At 71.8% G+C, this 21,533-nt stretch carries 24 protein-coding genes; 11 read left to right on the forward strand and 13 right to left on the reverse strand.

Annotated elements, in window-relative coordinates:
* Positions 1 to 2: 2 nt before the first annotated feature.
* Together OG625_RS32895 and OG625_RS32900 are read right to left on the reverse strand one after the other, a co-directional pair.
* On the reverse strand, positions 3 to 224 hold the full coding sequence (locus OG625_RS32895) for a DUF397 domain-containing protein (protein ID WP_329388240.1): 222 nt from the start codon (positions 222 to 224) through the stop codon (positions 3 to 5).
* A gap of 12 nt (positions 225 to 236) precedes the next feature.
* Positions 237 to 1,121: a helix-turn-helix domain-containing protein gene (locus OG625_RS32900; protein ID WP_329388242.1), complete on the reverse strand. Its 885-nt coding sequence runs from the start codon at positions 1,119 to 1,121 to the stop codon at positions 237 to 239.
* Positions 1,122 to 1,318: 197 nt separating this feature from the next.
* Between OG625_RS32900 and OG625_RS32905 the strand changes: the two genes are divergently transcribed.
* Positions 1,319 to 1,774: an ATP-binding protein gene (locus tag OG625_RS32905; protein ID WP_329388244.1), complete on the forward strand. Its 456-nt coding sequence runs from the start codon at positions 1,319 to 1,321 to the stop codon at positions 1,772 to 1,774.
* A gap of 8 nt (positions 1,775 to 1,782) precedes the next feature.
* On the opposite strand, the gene OG625_RS32910 is transcribed toward OG625_RS32905, so the two are convergent.
* On the reverse strand, positions 1,783 to 2,184 hold the full coding sequence (locus OG625_RS32910; RefSeq protein ID WP_329388246.1) for a VOC family protein: 402 nt from the start codon (positions 2,182 to 2,184) through the stop codon (positions 1,783 to 1,785).
* A 312-nt stretch (positions 2,185 to 2,496) separates the two neighbouring features.
* Here OG625_RS32910 and OG625_RS32915 point away from each other — a divergent pair, with 312 nt between their 5' ends.
* From OG625_RS32915 to OG625_RS32945, 7 genes are all read left to right on the forward strand, one after another.
* Positions 2,497 to 2,799 (forward strand): urease subunit gamma, encoded by a 303-nt coding sequence (locus OG625_RS32915; protein WP_329388248.1) that lies wholly within the window; start codon positions 2,497 to 2,499, stop codon positions 2,797 to 2,799.
* Between the two features lie 15 nt (positions 2,800 to 2,814).
* Positions 2,815 to 3,126 (forward strand): urease subunit beta, encoded by a 312-nt coding sequence (locus tag OG625_RS32920; RefSeq protein WP_329388250.1) that lies wholly within the window; start codon positions 2,815 to 2,817, stop codon positions 3,124 to 3,126.
* Positions 3,119 to 4,840 carry an urease subunit alpha gene (locus tag OG625_RS32925; RefSeq protein ID WP_329388253.1) on the forward strand — a complete coding sequence of 574 codons (1,722 nt, stop codon included), beginning with the start codon at positions 3,119 to 3,121 and terminating at the stop codon, positions 4,838 to 4,840. The genes OG625_RS32920 and OG625_RS32925 overlap by 8 nt, the downstream gene beginning before the upstream one ends.
* Positions 4,841 to 4,868: 28 nt before the next feature.
* Entirely contained in the window at positions 4,869 to 5,543 is a 675-nt protein-coding gene (locus OG625_RS32930; protein WP_329388255.1) for an urease accessory protein UreF, read from the forward strand.
* Between the two features lie 19 nt (positions 5,544 to 5,562).
* Entirely contained in the window at positions 5,563 to 6,258 is a 696-nt protein-coding gene (gene ureG / locus OG625_RS32935) for an urease accessory protein UreG (protein ID WP_329388257.1), read from the forward strand.
* A 95-nt stretch (positions 6,259 to 6,353) separates the two neighbouring features.
* A complete protein-coding gene (locus OG625_RS32940) occupies positions 6,354 to 7,100 on the forward strand; it encodes an urease accessory protein UreD (protein ID WP_329391179.1) in 747 nt (248 codons plus the stop codon).
* Positions 7,101 to 7,282: 182 nt separating this feature from the next.
* Positions 7,283 to 8,962 (forward strand): alpha/beta hydrolase, encoded by a 1,680-nt coding sequence (locus OG625_RS32945; RefSeq protein WP_329388259.1) that lies wholly within the window; start codon positions 7,283 to 7,285, stop codon positions 8,960 to 8,962.
* Between the two features lie 28 nt (positions 8,963 to 8,990).
* Here OG625_RS32945 and OG625_RS32950 read toward each other — a convergent pair whose 3' ends face one another.
* The 6 genes from OG625_RS32950 to OG625_RS32975 form a co-directional block, all read right to left on the reverse strand.
* On the reverse strand, positions 8,991 to 9,701 hold the full coding sequence (locus OG625_RS32950) for a lysophospholipid acyltransferase family protein (RefSeq protein WP_329388261.1): 711 nt from the start codon (positions 9,699 to 9,701) through the stop codon (positions 8,991 to 8,993).
* 113 nt (positions 9,702 to 9,814) lie between these two features.
* The gene (locus tag OG625_RS32955) at positions 9,815 to 9,973 is read right to left on the reverse strand and encodes a hypothetical protein (RefSeq protein ID WP_329388263.1); all 159 of its coding nucleotides are present in this window, start codon (positions 9,971 to 9,973) and stop codon (positions 9,815 to 9,817) included.
* Positions 9,974 to 10,005: 32 nt separating this feature from the next.
* Complete coding sequence (locus OG625_RS32960; protein WP_329388265.1) at positions 10,006 to 10,962, reverse strand: cytochrome c oxidase assembly protein; 957 nt, start codon at positions 10,960 to 10,962, stop codon at positions 10,006 to 10,008.
* Positions 10,963 to 11,065: 103 nt separating this feature from the next.
* Entirely contained in the window at positions 11,066 to 12,091 is a 1,026-nt protein-coding gene (locus tag OG625_RS32965) for a 6-phosphofructokinase (RefSeq protein WP_329388267.1), read from the reverse strand.
* Between the two features lie 191 nt (positions 12,092 to 12,282).
* Positions 12,283 to 13,011, reverse strand: a complete 729-nt coding sequence (locus tag OG625_RS32970) for a type 1 glutamine amidotransferase (protein ID WP_329388269.1) — start codon at positions 13,009 to 13,011, stop codon at positions 12,283 to 12,285.
* Positions 13,012 to 13,031: 20 nt separating this feature from the next.
* On the reverse strand, positions 13,032 to 14,270 hold the full coding sequence (locus OG625_RS32975) for a MurT ligase domain-containing protein (RefSeq protein WP_329388272.1): 1,239 nt from the start codon (positions 14,268 to 14,270) through the stop codon (positions 13,032 to 13,034).
* A gap of 133 nt (positions 14,271 to 14,403) precedes the next feature.
* On the opposite strand from OG625_RS32975, the gene def reads away from it, so the two are divergent.
* Positions 14,404 to 14,964 (forward strand): peptide deformylase, encoded by a 561-nt coding sequence (gene def, locus OG625_RS32980; protein ID WP_329388274.1) that lies wholly within the window; start codon positions 14,404 to 14,406, stop codon positions 14,962 to 14,964.
* A 375-nt stretch (positions 14,965 to 15,339) separates the two neighbouring features.
* Here the strand turns inward: def and OG625_RS32985 are convergent, their stop codons facing one another.
* Positions 15,340 to 15,984, reverse strand: coding sequence for a TetR family transcriptional regulator (locus tag OG625_RS32985; protein ID WP_329388276.1), 645 nt, complete (start codon positions 15,982 to 15,984; stop codon positions 15,340 to 15,342).
* Positions 15,985 to 16,181: 197 nt separating this feature from the next.
* On the opposite strand from OG625_RS32985, the gene OG625_RS32990 reads away from it, so the two are divergent.
* Positions 16,182 to 17,411 carry an acyl-CoA dehydrogenase family protein gene (locus OG625_RS32990; protein ID WP_329388278.1) on the forward strand — a complete coding sequence of 410 codons (1,230 nt, stop codon included), beginning with the start codon at positions 16,182 to 16,184 and terminating at the stop codon, positions 17,409 to 17,411.
* Here the strand turns inward: OG625_RS32990 and OG625_RS32995 are convergent.
* Entirely contained in the window at positions 17,408 to 17,845 is a 438-nt protein-coding gene (locus tag OG625_RS32995; protein ID WP_329388280.1) for an SRPBCC family protein, read from the reverse strand. The genes OG625_RS32990 and OG625_RS32995 overlap by 4 nt on opposite strands.
* Before the next feature lie 155 nt (positions 17,846 to 18,000).
* Here OG625_RS32995 and OG625_RS33000 point away from each other — a divergent pair, with 155 nt between their 5' ends.
* Positions 18,001 to 18,186, forward strand: a complete 186-nt coding sequence (locus OG625_RS33000; RefSeq protein WP_329388281.1) for a DUF5999 family protein — start codon at positions 18,001 to 18,003, stop codon at positions 18,184 to 18,186.
* 143 nt (positions 18,187 to 18,329) lie between these two features.
* Here the strand turns inward: OG625_RS33000 and OG625_RS33005 are convergent, their stop codons facing one another.
* Both OG625_RS33005 and OG625_RS33010 read right to left on the reverse strand, forming a co-directional pair.
* Positions 18,330 to 20,426, reverse strand: coding sequence for an ATP-binding protein (locus OG625_RS33005; RefSeq protein WP_329388283.1), 2,097 nt, complete (start codon positions 20,424 to 20,426; stop codon positions 18,330 to 18,332).
* Between the two features lie 63 nt (positions 20,427 to 20,489).
* Positions 20,490 to 21,437 (reverse strand): fibronectin type III domain-containing protein, encoded by a 948-nt coding sequence (locus OG625_RS33010; RefSeq protein ID WP_329388285.1) that lies wholly within the window; start codon positions 21,435 to 21,437, stop codon positions 20,490 to 20,492.
* Positions 21,438 to 21,533: the final 96 nt, after the last annotated feature.

Consider the following 21,533-nt stretch of genomic DNA (forward strand, 5'->3'; position numbering starts at 1 on the left):
CGCTACGAGGGAACGTCCGCCCGTACCTGTGCGAGGAAGCCGTCCCAGGCCGGCCCGGTGAAGAGCACGGCCGGGCCGTCCGTCCGCTTGGAATCACGGACGGCCAGCAGGCCGCCGCCGAGGACGGCCGTTTCCACGCAGTTGTTCATTCCGGTGCTGCGGCTGCTCCGCCGCCACCGTGCGCTGTTCAGAAGTCCGCTGGTCGATAAGGGGGTTGCGGACACGGGGGTGCCTCCTTACGCGTCGTCAGCGAGGGCGCTGATGAGATCCGACGAGTCCTGGGGCGGGAGGGCGTGCGCCTGGATGGTGCGGAACGCGGCGCTGTACGCCTCAAGGTCTTCCTTCCGCTCCAGATAGAGGCTACTCGTCAAATGGTCGAGTACCACCACATCCAGATCGGCGATGTTCGGAAATGAGAAAATCACGAACGGTCCGGTGAGGCCGAGATGGCCCCCCACGCTGAACGGCAGTACCTGGAGCCGCACTTGGGGCAATCGCGCCACCTCCACCAGATGCCGCAACTGCTCCGCCATCACCCCGGGCCCGCCGATCTGCCGGCGCAGCACCGCCTCGTCCAGTACGGCGCTCAGCTCCAGCGGCGGATCGGCCCGCAGCACCGACTGCCGGGCCAGCCGTACGTCGACCAGCGCGTCCACCTTCGGCTCCGGGAGCCCGCCCAGCGCGGCCCGGGTCACGGCCCGGGCGTACTCGGGGGTCTGCAGCAACCCGGGGACCACGGACAGTTCGACGGTGCGGGCCGACCGGGCGCCCGCCTCAAGGCTGATGAAGTCCCGGTACTCCTGCGGCAGCAGCCCCCGGTAGTCGTGCCACCACTGGCGGCCCCGCCCGGTGTCCCCGCCCGGTCCGGGGCCGGCGGCCGAGACGGACAGCGCTTCCAGCAGTGCGCGCTGCTGGGGGCTGACGATCTCTCCGTAGGCGTCGAGGAGCAGGCGGATGTCCTCGGGTTTCACGCCGCTGCGGCCTGTTTCGATGCGGCTGATTTTCGACTGGTGCCATCCCACGATCCGGGCCGCCTCACCACTGGTGAGTCCGGACCGGTCGCGCAGGGCACGCAGTTCCTCGCCGAGCTTGCGCCGACGCACCGCGGGACCGTGCTGCACACCCGCCTCCTTCCACCGGCACAGCTCGCACCAGTCTGCCGTCCAAATACGCTCTTCCGTAGCAGAGTTCACCGCATCGAGCGACAGATATATGCATATCTTGGGGGAACGGCAGATGCGGCGGTGCGCGGAGTGGCACTCTGGCGTCCAGCACAGATCCGGGGCGGCTTGGCCCCGGTGGGAAAGGGACCGTCGCCATGGCAGATCACCAGGAAGCATCCGTCACTCTGCCGAGCGATTCCGCTTCGGTCTCCACCGCCCGCCGCTACGTCGCGGAAGTGCTGAGCGAATGGGGGCTTCCCGATGACGCGGACACCGCCGACAGCGTCCGGCTGATCGTCTCGGAGCTCGCCACCAACGCCGTACAGCACACTTTCGGCCAGTCGCCCACCTTCACCGTCGACGTCCGGCTGGAACGCGAGGAGTGGCTGCGGATCGGCGTGACCGACAGCCACCCGCGCTGGCCCAAGCGCCTCCCGGCCGCGGTCCAGCAGGACAACGGCCGGGGCATGGTCATCATCCGCTGGCTGACGGCGGAGGCGGGCGGCCGGCTCTCGGTCACCCCCACCGAGGACGGCGGCAAGACGGTGTGGATCGCCCTGCCGTGGACCGTCGGAGCCGGCGCTCCGGCCAGGACCACCACCGGCTGCTGATCCCGGCGTCAGGCGGAGGAGGAGGCGGCGCGCTCTCCCGCGCTGCGCTCGATGCACAGCTCGTTGCCCTCCGGGTCGGCGAGGACGACCCACCCCAGGACGCCGTCCTCCGCGCGCCGGTCGTCCACGACCGTCGCCCCGAGCCCGACGAGCCGCTCCACGGCCTCGTCCCGGGTGCCGGTGGCGGGCTGGATGTCCAGGTGGACCCGGTTCTTGAGGGTCTTGGCGTCCGGCACCCGGATGAAGAGCAGACCGGGCACGTTCGGCTGCCCCGGATCCAGCAGGACCTCGTCGTCGCCCACCGCGTCGTCCGGGTGGATCGGGAAACCGGTCACCGCGGACCAGAACTCGGCGGCCTTGTACGGGTCGTGCGCGTCGAAGGTGATGTGGCGAACGGGGTTGACGAACATGTGTCTCCTCAGTGGGCATTCCGAGTGTTGATCTGTATACGGAACGACGAGCCGCGGGCAACCGAGTTGAACCGGTTGCCTGCCGGAAACGTGGGTTAACTCTGCGGAAAAGCGGAGCCCCTAGCGTGGGGCCACGGTCGACCGCCAATGATCACCCATGGTCCGGAAAGCGGCGGTGGTCGGGACGGAAAGCCATCTTCTGCGTTGGGCACGACATGCTTGGCTCGGATACGCGCAGGTCAGCAGAGTGTTGACGGCCGCCAGGGCCGCCCGGCACGACGTCGACCTTGTCCCGGAAACTTGGTGATACCTGTGCAGTTGACACCCCACGAGCAGGAGAGACTGCTCATCCACGTGGCCGCCGACGTCGCGGCGAAACGGAGGGCGCGTGGAGTACGCCTCAATCATCCCGAGGCGATCGCGCTCATCACGTCACACATCCTCGAAGGGGCCCGTGACGGCCGGACCGTGGCCGAGCTGATGGCCTCCGGGCGCACCGTCCTCGGTCGCGAGGAGGTCATGGAGGGGATCCCCGAGATGATCCACGACGTCCAGGTCGAGGCGACCTTCCCGGACGGCACCAAACTCGTCACCGTCCACGACCCGATCGTCTGAAGGGGAGTTACCCGCATGATCCCCGGCGAGATCCTCCACGGGGACGGACCGGTGCTCCTCAACGAGGGCCGCCCCGTCACCCGCCTCACCGTCCTCAACGCCGCCGACCGGCCCGTGCAGGTCGGCTCCCACTACCACTTCGCCGAGGCCAACCCCGGCCTCGAATTCGACCGGCCCGCCGCCCGCGGGCTGCGCCTCGACATCGCCGCCGGTACGGCCGTCCGCTTCGAGCCGGGCATCCCGGTCGCCGTGGACCTCGTACCGCTCGGCGGACTGCGCACCGTGCCGGGGCTGCGCGGGGAGACCGGAGGGCCGCTCGATGGCTGAGGTCTCCCGGCAGGTGTACACCGACCTCTTCGGGCCCACGCAAGGCGACCGGATCAGGCTGGCCGACACCGACCTGTTCGTCGAGATCGAGCAGGACCTGGCCGGCGGCCCCGGGCGGGCCGGCGACGAGGCGGTCTTCGGCGGCGGCAAGGTGATCCGCGAGTCCATGGGCCAGGCCCGCACCACCCGGGCCGAGGGCGCCCCCGACACGGTGATCACCGGGGTCGTCGTCCTCGACCACTGGGGCATCGTCAAGGCCGACGTGGGCATCCGCGACGGCCGGATCTGCGGCATCGGCAAGGCCGGCAACCCCGACACCATGGACGGCGTGGACCCCGCACTGGTCATCGGCCCCGAGACCGAGATCATCGCGGGCAACGGGAAGATCGTCACCGCCGGAGCCATCGACGCCCACGTGCACTTCATCTCCCCGACGATCGTGGACGAGGCCCTCGCCTCCGGGATCACCACGCTGGTCGGCGGCGGCACCGGACCGGCCGAGGGCACCAAGGCCACCACCGTCACCCCCGGACCCTGGCACCTGGCCCGGATGTTCGCGGCGCTGGAGGCCTACCCGGTCAACATCGGCCTGCTCGGCAAGGGCAACACCACCTCCCGCGAGGCCATGCACTCCCAACTGCGCGGCGGCGCCCTCGGATTCAAGATCCACGAGGACTGGGGGTCCACCCCCGCCGCCATCGACGCCTGCCTCGGCGTCTGCGAGGAGACCGGCGTCCAGGTCGCCATCCACACCGACACCCTCAACGAGGCCGGCTTCGTCGCCGACACCCTCGCGGCCATTGCCGGGCGGACCATCCACTCGTACCACACCGAGGGCGCCGGAGGCGGGCACGCGCCGGACATCATCACCGTGGTCTCCGAGCCGAACGTGCTGCCCAGCTCCACCAACCCGACCCGGCCGCACACGGTCAACACCGTCGAGGAACACCTCGACATGCTGATGGTCTGCCACCACCTCAACCCCGCCGTCCCCGAGGACCTCGCCTTCGCCGAATCCCGGATCCGGCCCTCCACCATCGCCGCCGAGGACGTCCTGCACGACCTCGGGGCCATCTCCATCATCTCCTCCGACTCCCAGGCCATGGGGCGGGTCGGCGAGGTCGTGCTGCGGACCTGGCAGACCGCCCACGTGATGAAGAAGCGGCGCGGCTTCCTCCCCGGCGACGGACCCGCCGACAACCACCGCGCCCGCCGCTACGTCGCCAAGTACACGATCAACCCCGCCGTGGCCCAGGGACTCGCCCGCGAGATCGGCTCGGTCGAAACCGGCAAACTCGCCGACCTCGTGCTGTGGAACCCTGCCTTCTTCGGGGTCAAACCCGAACTGGTCATCAAGGGCGGCCAGATCGCCTACGCGCAGATGGGCGACGCCAACGCCTCCATCCCCACCCCGCAGCCCGTCCTGCCCCGCCCGATGTTCGGCAGCCACGGACGCGCCCCCGCCCTGAACTCGCTCAACTTCACCGCCCAGGCAGCCCTCGACGACGGGCTGCCCGAACGGCTCGGCCTCGGCAAGCAGTTCACGGCCATCGAGAGCACCCGCAAGGTCGGCAAGGCGGACATGCGCAACAACGACGCCATGCCGAGGGTCGAGGTCGACGCCGACACCTTCACCGTCACCATCGACGGCGAGGCCATCGAACCGGCGCCCGCCGCCGAACTGCCCATGGCACAGAGATACTTCCTGTTTTGAAAGGGCCTCTCCCGATGGGCGATCCCCGATGAGCCTCGCCGCCCTGCTCGTCCTCGCCGACGGCCGCTTCCCCGCCGGGGGCCACGCCCACTCCGGCGGGGCCGAGGCCGCCTGCAAAGCGGGCCGGATCCACGACGCCGCCACCCTGGAGGACTTCTGCCGGGGCCGGCTGCACACCTCCGGGCTCACCGCCGCCGCCCTCGCGGCGGCGGCCGCCCTCGGGCTCGACCCGGCGGAGCTCGACGACGCCGCCGACGCCCGCACCCCCTCGCCCGCGCTGCGCACCGCGGCCCGGCGGCTCGGCAGACAGCTGCTGCGCGCCGCCCGTGCCACCTGGCCCGCGCCCGAACTGGACGCGCTGGCCGCCGCCTTCCCGCGCGGCGCCCACCAGCCCGTCGTGCTCGGCGTCACCGCCCGGGCGGCCGGGCTCGGGCCGCTGGACGCCGCGCACGTGGCGGCGTACGAGAGCGTCGGCGGTCCCGCCACCGCGACCGTACGGCTGCTCGGACTGGACCCCTTCGAGGCGAGCGGGGTGCTGGCCCGGCTCGCTCCCGAGCTCGACGCCGTCTCCGCCGAGGCGGCCGGGGCCGCGCTGCTGGCCCGTACCGACGGCCTCGACGCGCTGCCCGCGGCTTCCTCGCCGCTGCTGGACATCTCGGCACAGGCCCATGCCGACTGGCCGGTACGCCTCTTCGCATCCTGACCCCCAAGGAGACACCCCCATGCACCTCGACCACGCCGTGACCTACCCCCACCGGCACACCCACAGCGCCGAACCGCTGGGCCCCGACGGCACCCGGCGAGCCCTGCGCATCGGCCTCGGCGGACCCGTCGGCTCCGGGAAGACCGCCACCGTCGCCGCACTGTGCCGAGCCCTGCGCGGTGAGCTCTCCATGGCCGTCGTCACCAACGACATCTACACCCGGGAGGACGCCGAGTTCCTGCTCCGCGAGGCCGTCCTGCCGCCCGAGCGGATCACCGCGGTCGAGACCGGGGCCTGCCCGCACACCGCCATCCGCGACGACATCTCCGCCAACCTGGAAGCCGTCGAGGAACTGGAGGAGACCTTCCGCGAGAGCGGCCGGCTCGACCTGATCCTCGTCGAGTCCGGCGGGGACAACCTCACCGCCACCTTCTCCCGGGGACTGGTCGACGCCCAGGTCTTCGTCATCGACGTGGCCGGCGGCGACGACATCCCGCGCAAGGGCGGCCCCGGTGTCACCACCGCCGACCTCCTCGTCGTCAACAAGACCGACCTCGCCCCCCACGTCGGCTCCGACCTCGACCGGATGGCCCGCGACGCCGCCGAGCAGCGCGGTGACCTGCCCGTCGCCTTCCAGTCGCTGCGCGGCCCCGAAGGGGTGGCGCCGGTGGCCGACTGGGTCCGCGAGCGGATCGCCGCCTGGGTCGTACGGTGACCAGCGCGCCGCCCGTCTCCCCGCTCCCCGTCTCCCCGCTCCCCGTCTCCCCGCTCCCCGTCTCCCCGCTCCCCGTCTCCCCGCCCGCGGCGGGGGTGCGGGCCACCGCCCGCATCCGCGCGACCGCCGACGGGCGGGGCGGCACCGCCCTGCCGCTGCTCGCCGGGGAAGGGCCGCTCGCGCTGCGCCGCACCCGGGGCGTCGGCGCCGAGGCCGGCGTGATGCTGGTCGGCGCGATGAGCGCCCCCCTCGGCGGGGACCACCTCACCGTCGAGGCCGCCGTCGGGCCCGGGGCGCACCTCGCGCTGGGCTCGGCGGCGGCCACCCTGGCGCTGCCCGGCCGGGGCGGCGAACCCGCGCGGTACGACGTACGCCTGACCCTGGAGGAGGGGGCCTCGGTGCGCTGGCAGCCGGAGCCGCTGGTCTCCGTACGCGGCAGCGAGCTGCGGGTGCGCACCACGGTCCGGCTGGACCCCACCGCCCGGCTGCTGTTGCGCGAGGAGCAGGTGCTCGGTCGCTGGGGCGAAGCACCGGGCCTGCTGCGCAGCCGCCTCACCGTCACCCGGGGCGGGCAGCCGCTGCTGGACCAGGACCTCGCCTGCGGACCGGGCGCGCCCGGTGGCTGGGACGGCCCGGCGGGCCTCGCCGGGCACCGGGCCGTCGGGCAACTCCTCGTAGTCGACCCAGAGTTCACCGAGCGGCCGGCCGCGGCCGGGATGCTGGGGGAGTTCGCGACGGTGACTCCGCTGGCCGGTCCGGCCGTTCTCGTCACGGCGCTTGCTCCGGACGCGCTGGCCCTGCGCGCACTCCTCGACGCGGCCCGCGAGGCCTATGCCTGGTGACCGCGAGGCGAACACGGGCGAAGCAGGCACCGCTCAGCGGTACACGCCTCGCCGGTTATCGGGTTGGCAAAGAAGTTGATCCCGCTCTGTCGTCAACTCCCGGTAAGGCGCAAGGATCCCCCTGCACGCCGACGGCCGAATCCGGTCGTCCATGCCGTATCTGACGCAGGGGGATCAACCACGTGATACGCAACGCGGCGCTGGGGAGCGCCGCCACACTGATCACCGGCACGCTGGCGGCGGGCCTGCTGCTCGCCCCGCCGGCCGCGGCGGCCACGGCCGGCCGCGACAACGGGCTCCCGGAGGCGCTGGGCGTCCAGCTCGCCGCCGCCCGCGCCGCCCGTACCGGGATCGACTGGAAGGACTGTCCCGCCGACTGGGGCTTCGCGGCCCCGATCCAGTGCGGCTGGGTCAAGGTCCCGCTCGACTACGCCAAGCCCTTCGGCAAGACCATCGACATCGCGGTCGACCGCGCGGTGAGCACCGGTACGAAGGAGGAGCGCCAGGGCGCGCTCATCTACAACCCGGGCGGTCCCGGCGGTTCGGGCATGCGCTTCCCGCGCCGGTCCACGACCAAGAGCCCGCTGTGGGTCAACACCGCCAAGGCGTACGACTTCGTCGGCTTCGACCCGCGCGGTGTCGGACACTCGGCGCCGATCTCCTGCATTGACCCGCAGGAGTTCGTGAAGGCCCCCAAGGCCGACCCGGTCCCGGACACCGCGGCCGACAAGAGCGCCCAGCGCAAGCTCGCCGCGGAGTACGCGGACGGCTGCAAGGAGCGCAGCGGCGAGATGCTGCCGCACATGACCACGCCGAACACCGCGCGCGACCTGGACGTCATCCGGGCCGCCCTCGGCGAGAAGAAGCTGAACTTCCTCGGCGTCTCCTACGGCACCTACCTCGGCGGGGTCTACGCGACCCTGTTCCCGAACCACGTGCGCCGCATGATCGTCGACAGCGTGGTCGATCCCTCGACGGACAACATCTGGTACGAGGCCAACCTCGGCCAGGACGTCGCCTTCCAGATGCGCTGGAACGACTGGCAGGACTGGGTCGCCAAGAACGACGCGGTCTTCCACCTCGGCGACACGCGCGCCAAGGTCGAGGCCAAGTGGCAGGAGCTGCGCGCCAAGGCGAAGGCCAACCCGCTCGGCGGGATCGTAGGCCCGGCCGAGCTCATCGGGTTCTTCCAGGGGGCCCCGTACTACGACTCCTCCTGGGTGCCCGTCGCCCAGACCTTCGCGGCCTGGGCCGCCGGTGACGAGCAGGCGCTCATCGATGCCATCGCCCCGGACATGACGGACATCGCGGGCAACGCGGCCTCGGAGAACGGCAACGCCGTCTACACCGCCGTCGAGTGCGCCGATGCCAAGTGGCCGACCAGCTGGACCAAGTGGGACCGGGACAACACCAAGCTCCACGAGAAGTACCCGTTCCTGACCTGGTCCAACGCGTGGATGAACCTGCCCTGCGCGACCTGGAAGTCCAAGCAGCACAACGCGATCGAGGTCGGCGCGAACGCCAAGCGCGGTCTGCCGCCGGTGCTGATCGTCCAGGCCGAGCGTGACGCGGCCACCCCCTACAAGGGCGCGGTCGAGCTGCACCGCCGCCTCGGCGGATCGCGTCTGATCACCGAGCAGAACGCCGGCTCGCACGGTGTCACCAGCCTGGTGAACCCCTGCATCAACACGCGGGTCGACGCCTACCTGCTGACCGGCAAGGTCGACGTCCAGGACGTGACGTGCGCCCCGCACGCCGGCCCGGTCGCCCCGGCCGCCGCTGCCGCTCGGTCGCTGACGGCCGATGTGGCGCAGGAGAACTCGGTGTTCCCGGCGCAGGAGGAGCTCCCGGCGGTCCGATAGGGCCCCGGAGAGTGAAGCGGGAGAAGGCTCAGCGCCCCAGGCGCCGGGCCTTCTTCCGCGCTTCCTCCTCCTCGGCCTTGACCTCGGCCGCGTACCGGTCGACGTACTCCTGGCCGGACAGTTCGAGGATGGCGTACATGATCTCGTCCGTGACGGCCCGCAGTACGGCCCGCTCGCCCTCCAGCCCCGCGTACCGGGAGAAGTCCAGCGGCCGGCCGAAGCGGATGGTCACCCGCCGGATGTTCGGGATCTTCTGCCCGGGCGGCTGGATCTCGAACGTGCCCACCATCGCGCACGGCACGACCGGCACCCCCGCGCGCAGCGCCATCGCGGCCACGCCCACCTTGCCCTTGTAGAGCCGCCCGTCGTGCGAGCGGGTGCCCTCCGGGTAGATGCCCAGCAGCTCGTCCTTGGCCAGCACCCCGAGCCCCTCGCGCAGGGCGGCCTGCCCTGCGTCCTTGCCGGAGCGGTCCACCGGGATCTGCCCGGCACTGCGGAAGAACGCGGCGGTCAGCCGACCCTTGACCCCGGGGCCGGTGAAGTACTCGGCCTTCGCGAGGAAGGTGATCCGCCGCTTGAGGATCGCGGGCATCAGGAAGTGGTCGGAGAACGACAGGTGGTTGCCCGCGACGATCGCGGCGCCCTCCGTCGGGATGTTCTCCAAGCCCTCGATCCGGGGCCTGAAGAGCAGTCTCAGCAGTGGGCCGAGCAAAACGTGCTTGAGCAAGTGGTAGAACACCAGGCCGCTCCCGTCGATGTCCCGTTGTCACGGTCATCGTACGGACAGTCAGTGCCGCGGCGGCAGCCGGTGGACACCTTGATCGCACACTGTCTTGATCGAACCGGTCCCCGTCAGGCGCCGCGTGAAGCCGCCATGCCGGCGGTCAGCAGCCCCAGTACCACCCAGCCGAACCACAGCCAGCCATTGCTGCCGAGGGCCACGGAGTACGTGGCGACGGCCACCAGGGCGGCGAAGGTCAGCACAGCCATCGCCTTCACGGATCCGGTCATGCCCCATGGTGGCGCGCGAAGGTGGTTCCGCGCTACTGGCCACGCGCGCGGAGCGAGGCGAGATACGAGTTGTACGCGGCCAGCTCCTGATCGCCGTCCCGGTCGGCGGCCCGGTCCGAGCGCTTCGCCGCCCGCTGCTCCGAGTGGTACCACTGGTACATCAGCGCGATCAGCACCAGCACCGAGGGGATCTCGCTGAAGGCCCAGGCGATGCCGCCGCCCCACTGCTGGTCGAGCAGCGGGTCGATCCCGAGGGAGGCCGGCGGGTTCGCGTACGTCTTGATCATCGGCTCGCTCGCCATCATCAGGGCGATGCCGAAGAAGGCGTGGAAGGGCATGCCCGCGAACAGCTCCAGCATCCGCATCACATAGCCGGGGCGCTTCGGTCCGGGGTCGACGCCCATGATCGGCCAGAAGAAGACGATGCCCACCGCGAGGAAGTGGACCATCATCGTGATGTGCCCGGCCCGGCTCCCCATCAGGAAGTCGAAGAGCGGCGTGAAGTACAGGGCGTAGAGGCTCGCGATGAACATCGGGATCGTGAAGGCCGGGTGCGTGATGATCCGCATGTACCGGCTGTGCAGCAGCATCAGCAGTAGCTCGCGCGGGCCCTTGTGACCGCGCGCGGCCGGCGGCAGGGCGCGCAGGGCGAGGGTCATCGGAGCGCCCAGCAGCAGCAGGATCGGGGTGATCATGCTGATCACCATGTGCTGGACCATGTGCACGCTGAACATGACCATGCCGTAGTCGTTCAGCTTGGTGCACATCACCAGGATCACGGTCAGCACGCCGATGGTGAAGGCGATCGTCCGGCCCACCGGCCAGGAGTCCCCGCGCCGGTGCAGCCGCAGCACGCCCCAGCCGTACAGGGCGAGCCCGATCAGCGAGCCGAACAGGAAGAAGGAGTCGAAGGAGAACTCCAGCCCACGTCCGAGAGTGAAGGGCGGCAGGTCCATGTTCATGTCCATGCCGTGCCCGCTGTGATCCATTTGTTCACTCCCTTGACCGTGGTGCCCCACCACAGTAGTGCCGCCCCCGGGCGCTGCTGCGCGCGGGGGCGGCACTAGGGCAAAAGGGGCGCCCGAAGGGGTGTCACAGAACCGTCTGCGCCTCTTCGTAGCGCTGCGCCGGAACCGTCTTGAGGGTCGAGGTCGCCTCCGCGAGCGGCACCATCACGATGTCCGTGCCGCGCAGCGCGGTCAGCATGCCGAACTCGCCCCGGTGCGCGGCCTCCACGGCGTGCCAGCCGAAGCGGGTGGCCAGCACCCGGTCGTACGCGGTGGGCGTACCGCCGCGCTGGACGTGGCCCAGGATCACCGGCCGGGCCTCCTTGCCCAGGCGGTTCTCCAGCTCCACGGCGAGCCGGTTGCCGATGCCGGCGAACCGCTCGTGACCGTACATGTCGGTGCCGCCCTGCTCGAACTCCATCGAGCCGGGCCGCGGCTTGGCGCCCTCGGCGACCACGACGATCGCGAACCGCTTGCCCGCGGAGAAGCGCTCGCCGACGATCGCCGTCAGCTCGTCGATGTCGAAGGGACGCTCCGGCACGACGATCGCGTGCGCGCCCGCGGCCACGCCCGAGTGCAGCGCGATCCAGCCGGTGTGGCGGCCCATGACCTCGACGACCATCACGCGCTGGTGGGACTCGGCGGTGGTCTTCAGCCGGTCCAGCGCCTCGGTGGCGACCCCGACCGCCGTGTCGAAGCCGAAGGTGACGTCGGTGGACGCGATGTCGTTGTCGATGGTCTTCGGGACGCCCACGATCGGCAGACCGGCCTGGGAAAGGAGGTTCGCCGCCTTGAGGGTGCCCTCGCCGCCGATCGGGATGATCGCGTCGAGACCCAGGTCCGCGACGTGTCCGCGGGCGCGCTCCACGCCGTCGCGCAGGTGCGCGGGCTGGACCCGGGAGGAGCCGAGGATGGTGCCGCCGCGGGCCAGGATGCCGGCCACGGCGTCGAGGTCGAGCTTGCGGTAGTCCGCCTCCAGGAGGCCCTTCCAGCCGTCCAGGAAGCCGATCACCTCGTCGCCGTGGTCCACTACGGCGCGGTGCACGACGGAACGGATGACGGCGTTGAGGCCGGGGCAGTCGCCACCGGAAGTGAGCACACCTATGCGCATGGCAGGAAAGACCTTTGCAACGTGGGCCGGCGACCGGACCACGTCGTCCGGTTGGAACTACCGTCACCCTACAAGCGGAAGCCGGGTGGACTGAACCATCCTCCACATGCTGGTCCCACAGGTCGTACGAACGCACGTCGGCCCGGTTCCCACCAGGGGAAACCGGGCCGAACAGCTGGTGCGGGGCGGCTCTACGCGAGCTGCGTCGCCGCGGCGATGCGCTCCGCGCGCAGCGCCTCGTACCACCGGTCCTCTATGGGCGGCAGCGCGTTCACGTCGAGCGCCAGCTTGAGCAGCAGGTCCGCGACCTGCGGGTTGCGGGCCATCACGGGGCCGTGCATGTACGTGCCGAACACCGTGTCGTTGTACGCGCCTTCGGTGCCGTCGCCGGTTCCGTTGCCGCGGCCCATCGTGACCCGGGCGAACGGCTTCGCCGTCGGGCCGAGGTGGGTGACGCCCTGGTGGTTCTCGAAGCCCGTCAGTTGCGGCAGGCCCAGCCTCGGGTCGATGTCCGCGAGGACGTCGCCGACGCACCGCTCGCCCTCGCCGCGCACGGTGACGACGTCCAGCAGGCCCAGCCCCTCCTGGCGCTGGCCCATGTCGTTGACGAACTCCTGGCCGAGGATCTGGTAGCCGGCGCAGACGGAGAAGACGATCGCCCCGTTCGAGACGGCCCGCTCCAGACCGCCGTCGCGCAGCAGGCGCTCCGCGGCCAGGCGCTGCGGCCGGTCCTCGCCGCCGCCGATCAGGTAGATGTCACCCGAGGTGGGGATGGGCTGGTCGCTGCGCACGTCCACGCGCTGCACGTCCAGGCCGCGCTGACGCGCCCGGCGCTCCACCACCAGGGCGTTGCCCTGGTCTCCGTACGTGCTCAGCAGGTCGGGGTAGACCCACACCAGACGCAGGCTGTTGTCGCTCATGCTCTCTGTCCTTGAGGGTGCTAGTTGCCGACGCGGCGGCGGACGTCCTGGAAGGCGGTGTAGTTCGCGATCAGCTCGATCTGTCCGGGCGGCGCGAGCTGCACGGCCTCGTCGAGGGTCTCGCACACCCGGAAGTCCAGACCCGCGACCTCCAGGCGGACCGCCAGGTCCAGCTTGCGGTCGCCGATCACGAAGATCGGGTGGCCGGCGAGGCGCGGGTAGTCCACGTCCCACAGCCAGGAGGTGTCCGTGCCGTCGGCGCCGCGAGCGTTCACCGAGAGGATCACCGGCGTGGGCGGGGGATCGATCAGGGAAAACGTTTCGAGCCAGCCCGCCGGGTTCTTCGCGAGCAGCAGTCGCAGCTCACGGCCCTGGAAGTTCACCACGTCGTAGCGGCCGGCGACGGCCTGCACCTGGTACATCCGCTCCAGCGCGACCTGCGGCGGGACGCCGAAGACGGCGGCGACGGCGGCCGAGGTGGCGGCGTTCGCCTTGTTGGCGCGGCCGGGCAGCTGGAGGTGGATCGGCCAGGCCGAGCCGTGCGGGTCCAGCACGTGGTCGCCCGAGAGCACCCAACTGGGGGTGGGGCGCCGGAAACCGCACTCGCCGCAGAACCAGTCGTCGCCGGGGCGCTGCATGACGCCACCGCAGGAGGGGCACGACCAGGCGTCGTCCTTCCACTCCTGGCCGGCCGCGACCCACACCACGTTCTGCGAGGAGGAGGCGGACCACACGATCAGCGGATCGTCGCAGTTCGCGACGATGGCCGCCTTGGAACCCGAGAGGCCCTCGCGCCACTTCTCCGCGAGCATGCGGGTCTCGGCGGCGCGGTCCAGCTGGTCGCGGGAGAGGTTCAGCAGGGCGATCACCTTGGGGGTGACGTCCCGGGCCACGCCCGCCAGGTACTTCTCGTCGACCTCGATGACGCCGTACTTGGCGTCCGAGCCGCCGGCGAGGGCCGAGGTGATGCCGGCCGGCATGTTCGCGCCGAGCGCGTTGGAGACGACCGGACCGCTGGCCCGCAGGGCCTCCGCGATCAGTCGGGTCGTCGTGGTCTTGCCGTTCGTCGCGGAGACGAGGACGACATCGAGATGCTGCGCGAGCGCTCCGAGGAGATCGGGGTCGAGTTTGAGCGCGACCTTGCCCCCGATCACCGATCCGCTTCCGCGTCCCGCGGCCCGCGACACCGCCGCCGCGGCCTTGCCCGCCGTCACGGCCAGCTTGGCCCGCGGCGAAAGCGGCTCTGTGTTGCCTGCCATCGTCCCTTGTCCTCCTTGCGTCGACCGGCCCCAGCCTATCCAGTACCTGCCGGGGCCTTGACCGCGGCGCCCCCGCGGCACGGTAGATCTCCTCATATATTCGCCCGTCACGCCCCGTCGTACCCTTACGGCCATGCGACAGCGCCCCATCCCCGGTACCACCGGCCACGTCCGCCCCATGAGCCTCCTGGGCGACCCGGTGCTCCATTCCGTTTGTGCGGAGGTCACCGAATTCGGCCCGGAACTCGGGCGGCTCATCGAGGACATGTTCGCGACGATGTACGCCGCCGAGGGCGTCGGCCTCGCCGCGAACCAGATCGGCGTGGGGCAGCGGGTGTTCGTGTACGACTGCCCGGACGACGAGGACGTCCGGCACGTCGGGCACATCGTGAACCCGAGGCTGGTCTCCGTGGACGGGGACGAGTTCCTCGGGCCGGAGGGGTGTCTGTCCCTGCCGGGGCTGGAGGCGGGCACGCCGCGGTTCGACCGGGCGGTCGTGGAGGGGGTCACCTCGGACGGCGCGGCCGTGCGGATCGAGGGGACGGGGTTCTTCGCGCGGTGCCTGCAGCACGAGTGCGATCACCTGGCCGGTGCGGTGTACGCGGACCGCGTGACGGGACTCCGGGCCCGCCGCCTGCGGCGGGCCATCCGCAAGACCCCATGGGGCGCGGCGGCCGCCTGGCCCCAGGGCTGACCCCTTCCGCTGCGCGGCTGCCTCCCGCTGTGCGAGGCCTCCGCCGAGGCGCGGCCTGCGCTGCGGGCCTGCTTCCGCTGCGCGACGCTTCCGCTGTGCGGCTGCCGGCTTGGCGCCGCCCCGACCTTTCGGCTTCGCCGGGCGACATTCAGCCCCTCCGGCGTTTGAGGAGCGGGGTCTGGGGCGGAGCCCCGGGGGGCACCTCCCAGCGGTAGCTGGGGGAGAAACCCGGCTCCGCCGGGCACCGGGCTCCGCCCGGACCCGCTCCTCAAACGCCGGAGGGGCTGGAAATGCCCCGGCGGAGCCGACCAGGTGCGGGCGGACTTGCCCGGCGGAGCCGGAGGGGCCCGGCGGGGCCGGGGGAAGGGGGCCGGGTTAGAAGCCCGGGCCGTCTTCGCGGTTGCCGGCGGTGGCGAGGCGGCCCCAGAGGAGGTCCGTGAGGGCGGCGACCAGTTCCGCGCGCTCGCAGGGGCGTTCGCCCAGCCACCAGTCGCCCGCCGCGTGCATCATGCCGACGATGCCGTGGCCCCAGACCCGGGCCAGGCGGTCGCCGCCGGGGCCGAGGTCGACCCGTTCGGCGATCACCTGCGCCAGCTCCTCGCCGAGCCGACGCAGCAGCGGCGCCGAGTGCAGGCCGACGTCGAAGCCGCGCTCCGTGGTCTGGGAGTCCTCGGCGGGGTGCATCAGGAAGCGGTAGACCTGCGGGCGGGCCTCGATGGCGGCCAGGTAGGTCTCCAGGGTGGACTCCACCCGGCGGCGCCGCTCGGCCGGGGCGTCGAGCGCGGCCCGCAGCGAGTCGAGCAGGGCGTCCGTGTGCCGGACGGCGAGGGCCTGGTAGAGGCCCGCCTTGTCGCCGAAGTGGCGGTAGAGGATCGGCTTCGTGATGCCGGCCTCGGCCGCGATGGCGTTCATGGAGGCCTTGGGGCCGTCCCTGAGTACGACCCGGTCGGCCGCTTCGAGCAGCTCCCGCCGCCGGCGATCGGCCGCTCCGGGCTCGCCGGCCTGCTGAGTGGTCTCCATGACGTGTTTCTCTCCCCGCCCTTGCGATGTGCGTGACGCCCACGCAACGTAACACCCCGCACACCCTGCCGATCCCATCGGCCGTACCCCCTTCGGCCGCGCTTGACAGTGCTTACTCGCCGGTAACAGACTGTGGCGATCGTGCCGGTTACCGCTAGTAACCCGCGCTAGGACGAGTACGGACAGGTGGAGGGGACATGGCGGAGTTCACCATGGAGCTCAACGACGACCAGAAGCAGGTGCAGGAATGGATCCACGGCTTCGCCGCCGACGTGATCCGGCCCGCCGCCGCTGAATGGGACGAGCGCGAGGAGACTCCCTGGCCCGTCATCCAGGAGGCCGCCAAGGTCGGCATCTACTCCCTGGACTTCTACGCCCAGCAGTTCTTCGACCCGACGGGCCTCGGCATCCCGATGGCCATGGAGGAGCTCTTCTGGGGCGACGCGGGCATCGCCCTGTCCATCGTCGGCACCGGACTCGCGGCCATCGGCGTCGTCGCCAACGGCACCGAGGAGCAGATCGGCACCTGGATCCCGCAGATGTACGGCACCCCGGACGACGTGAAGGTCGCCGCCTTCTGCTCCTCCGAGCCGGACGCCGGGTCGGACGTCGGGGCCATGCGGACCCGGGCGGTGTACGACCAGGCCAAGGACGAGTGGGTGCTGAACGGCACCAAGACCTGGGCGACCAACGGCGGCATCGCCAACGTGCACATCGTGGTGGCCGTCGTCGACGCGGAGCTCGGGACCAAGGGCCACGCCTCCTTCATCGTGCCGCCGAACACCCCGGGGCTGTCGCAGGGGCAGAAGTTCAAGAAGCACGGGATCCGGGCCTCGCACACCGCCGAGGTGGTGCTGGAGGACGTACGGATCCCCGGGTCCTGCCTGCTCGGCGGCAAGGAGAAGCTGGACGAGCGCCTCGCCCGAGCCCGCGAGCGGGCCCGCAGCGGCGGGGGCGAGCGAGTGAAGAACGCGGCGATGGCCACCTTCGAGGCCTCCCGGCCGGCGGTCGGCGCGATGGCGGTGGGTACGGCGCGGGCGGCGTACGAGGTGGCCCTGGACTACGCGAAGACGCGGACGCAGTTCGGGCGCCCGATCATCGACAACCAGGGCGTGGCCTTCCAGCTCGCCGACATGCGGACCCAGATCGATGCGGCCCGGCTGCTGGTGTGGCGGGCCTCGTGGATGGCGGTCGCGGGTCGGCCGTTCACCTCGGCGGAGGGCTCGATGTCGAAGCTCTTCGCGAGCGAGGTGGCCAAGAAGGTCACCGCGCAGGCGGTGCAGATCCTGGGCGGCAACGGGTTCACCCGTGAGTACCCGGTGGAGCGGATGCACCGGGACAGTGCGATCTACACGATCTTCGAGGGGACGAGCGAGATCCAGCGCCTCGTCATCGCCCGCACCATCTCCGGCGTCCCCATTCGCTAGGGCGCCAACAGGCGGGTCATCGCCCGGGCGAAGAGGTGATGGCCCGCTTTCCCGACCAGGGGATCGAGGACGCGGGGGAGGGGGCGCAGGCGGAGGGATTCGGTCCAGTGGATCTCGGTGCCGCCGCCGGGGGAGGGGCGGAAGGCGATCTCCGCCCAGCCCGTCACCACGCGGCCGCGCTTTTCCAGGCGGACGAGGCCCGGCGCGGTGCCCGCCGGGGGCTGCCAGACGGTGACTTCCATCCGGTCGTCGAATGTGATCCTGCCCACGCCCGTTCGTGCCGTGAAGATCGTTCCTGCCCGGGTTTGTCCGGCCGTCTCGATGATCATCCGGGTGAGGGGGACGTGGGTGCCGTGTCCCGCCCAGTCCGTCAGTCGCTCCCATGCCTCGGAGGCCGGCAGAGGGGTTTGGTGAACGATCCGGATAACGGGCATGAGCGCATGGTAATCGGGCATACACAGCTTGAACTGGACCGCGAATATGGGTTCCGTCGGGGGGTGGCGATCAGCAATACTCACCGCCACCGTGGATCGCGGATTCGACCGGGTGACCACCGGCCTTCCCGCCCCACACTGCGAGGAGGTGCGCCATGTGCTCCCACCAGCCCCCCTGCCCGTCCGCCGACAGCGCCGATCACGACGCCGCCCACACCGTGGCCTCCCACCCCGAACAGGGATGGAGCCTGCTCTGCAACGGCGTGGTCGTCTTCGACGACACCGGTGAACTGCTCCCCGAAGGCCAGACGGTGGAACCCCGCCGCCCGGCCCTGGTCTGAGCCAGGAGGCAGCATGCGTCAGCAGCTGATCCGCAAGCCCGTCCCCAAGCCCGCTCCCCGAGACCTGGACCTGCGCACACCGTCGGGCAGACCCCTCCCGTACTGACGGGAGCCGATGAGTTACCCCGCCCACCGGCCGACAGTCAGCCGGTGGGTGCGGCCGCGCCGCCCAGGAAGGCCGTCTCGTACGCGGCGTCGCCGATCGCCGCCCGAGCCTGCCGCTCGCCCTGGTCCCGCAGGGCCGTCAGCGAGGGCGAGCCCATCTGCGGCCGGCCGACCGTGCGCCACCAGGCGTGCCCGGTGCCCAGCAGGCGCGCCGCCAGCTCACCGTCGCCCAGCGCGGCCACCGCCGCGGCCAGCAGATCGAGGCCCAGCGCGATGCCGAAGCGGTCGCCGAGCAGCCGCTTCCCGGAGAGCATCGCCCGTACGTGCCGGGCGGCTTCCCCGTGTTCGCCCAGGCCCAGCGCCGCCACCGCCAGGACGTAGTCCGCGTAGGCCCGCAGCCAGCGCTCGCCCAGCTCCGCGCAGGCCTCCCGCAGGGCCCGCGCCTCCGTCGCCGCCTCCTCGAACCGCCCCAGGTCGCACAGGGCGTATGCGGTGGCCAGCTTGCACAGCAGCCAGCCCGCGCCGCTCGTGCGCCCGCCGTGGCCCGCCCGGGCCCGCGGGCCGGCCAGCGCGAGGGCCCGTACGGGATCGCCCGGCATCAGCACCGACACCGCGTGCAGGTAGGCCGCACGCAGCTCCCGCTCGGGGTCCGACAGGAGGACGGCCTCCCGCGTGCACTGCTCGCCCAGGCGGCGGGCCGTGTCCAGGTCGCCCTGGAGCAGCGTGGTGAGCCCGAGCGCCCACAGGGCCTGGTGGTACGCCCCGCCCGCGCGCGGGGCGGCCTGCAGGGCGCGTTCCAGGAAGCCCCGGCCCTCGTGCACGTGCCCGCAGGCGAACCAGTAGAACCACAGCGCCCCGGCCATCCTCAGGGCGGCCTCCGGGTCGGTGCCCAGCAGGTGTTCCAGGGCCGTGCGGAGCTGTGCGTGCTCGGCGGTCATCCTGCGGTACCAGTCCACCTGCCCCGGGCCCAGCCAGCCCCGGTCGGCGGCCTCGGAGAGCGCCGCGTACCAGTGGGCGTGCCGGTCGGAGACGAGCTGTACCTCGCCGAGTTCGACCAGCCAGTCGTGCCCGTACTCGCGGATCGTGTCCAGCATCCGGTAGCGGGCCCCCGCGCCCCGCTCCTCGGTGCGCAGCAGTACCGACTTGGCGACCAGTCCCGTCAGCACGCGCTCCACGCGGGAGGCGGCCAAGGGGCCGCCCGCGCACACCGCGCGGGCCGCGGCGACGTCGAAGTCCCCCGAGAAAACGGACAGTCGGGCCCACAGCAGCCGTTCCAGCGGCTCGCACAGCTCGTGGCTCCAGCCGATCGTGGTGCGCATCGTCTGATGCCGGGGCAGCCCGGCGGTGCGGGTGTCCGACAGCAGGTCGAAGCGTTCGCCTAGCCGCTCGGCCATCTGCTCCAGCGACCACAACCGCATCCGTGCGCCCGCGAGTTCGAGGGCGAGCGGGATGCCGTCGAGGCGCCGGCACACCTCGGCGGCGACCGCCGCGCGCGCGGGGTCGGCGAAGGCCGCCGCCGCGTCGGGGGTCGCGGCGAAGGCCCGGGCGCGGAACAGGGCGAGGGCGTCGCTGTCGGGTCCCTCGCAGGGCAGCGGGCGGACCTCGACGACCTCCTCGCCCGGGGAGCCGAGCGGCTCGCGGGAGGTGACCACGACCGTCAACCCGGGTGCAGACTGCAGGAGTTCGCCCACCAGGTGGCGGCAGTCGGCCACCAGGTGCTCGCAGGTGTCCAGGACGAGGAGGATCCGCTTGTCGGCCATCCAGGCGCACAGCTCCTCGTCCAGGCGCCGAGCGGAGTGGTCGGCGAGGCCGACGGCGTGGGCGATGGTCGTGGTGAGCAGGCCGGGATCGCGCAGCGGCGACAGCTCCACCCACCACACGCCGTCGGGTCTCGGCCCGATGGCTTCGGAGACGGCCCGCAGGGCGAGCCGGGACTTGCCGACACCGCCCACCCCGGTGAGGGTGATCAGCCTCCGGTCCTCCAACAGCTCGTGCAGAAGCGACAGTTCGCGCTTGCGGCCGAAGAAGGCCGAGGGCTGCGGCGGCAGGTTCCCCGCCGCGGTGCCCGGGGCAGGCGTGGGACCGTCGCCGGCGGATCCAGCCTGATTGTCATTGACCGAGTACTCACCGAACACGGATGTATTGTGCGTGATCTTCTTATCCGACCGTGCCGATTCCGGCCAGATCGTCGCCGAAACTCACCCCATGAGGGTGATGCTCCGCTCCGCGGAGAAAGCGCCCCAGTTGCCGTCGGGCAGCCGGGCCCGCAGTTTCACCGCCCAGACCGTGCCCGCGGGCTCGGTCACCGTGAGCCGGTGCTCCGCCCGGCCGCTGGGGACCGCGCCCGCGCCGAACTGGATGACGGTGGTGGCCCGTCCGTTGACGTACAGCTCGTACTCGCTGGTCGGGCGGCCGGTGTCCGGAGCGGTCCAGGTGAGGGTGACCGTGCCCGGGGAGGCGGTCGCGGTGAGCTCCGCGGGCGCGGTGCCCGGCCCGCCGCCCGAGGCCGGCGGGGTGGTCACGTCCACGGCGGGGCCGTCGGGGGAGGAGTTGTCGGCCCCGTCCCGGGCGCGGACGGTGAAGGTGTAGACGGTGTCGGGCTGGAGGCCGCTCAGTGCGGTGCCGCTCGCGCCGGGCTCCGCGGTGTGGATGCGTACGCCGCCCTGGTAGACGTCGTACGCGGTCACGCCCGTGTCGTCGGTCGAGGCGGACCAGGCCACCCAGGCGGCCCGGGGTCCCGTCGCGCGGGCCGTGGTCGAGGCCGGGGCGGTGGGGGCCTGCCGGTCCTCGGCCTTGGCCGCCGGGGTGGTCACGCGTACTTCCGGGCCCGGCGCGGAGAGGTTCCCGGCGGCGTCCAGCGCCCGGACCGTGAAGGCGTAGCCGGTCTGCGGGCTGAGGCCCGTGACGTCCACCATGGTCTTCTCGGCGGGGAGTTCGCGCACCAGGCGGCCGGCCTCCAAGACCTGGTAGCCGCTCACCCCCTCCGGCTCGGGCGCCGCGTCCCACATGACGTGCACGCTGGTGGCGCTGCCGGTCTGGGCGGTGAGCCCGGCGGGGGCGGCCGGGGGCCGGGTGTCGGGAGAGGTGCAGGCCGTCAGGGCGGCGACGGCCAGGCAGAGGGCGAGCGTGGGGGCGGTGCGTCGCACGGGTACCGTCCTCCGCTTCCTCGGAAAGGTCTAGACATATATGGCATGCGGATCGCGGGCCGGGCAAGATGTCTGGCATTATTGCGACCTGTTTGC

Source organism: Streptomyces sp. NBC_01351, from assembly GCF_036237315.1.
Lineage (GTDB): Bacteria > Actinomycetota > Actinomycetes > Streptomycetales > Streptomycetaceae > Streptomyces.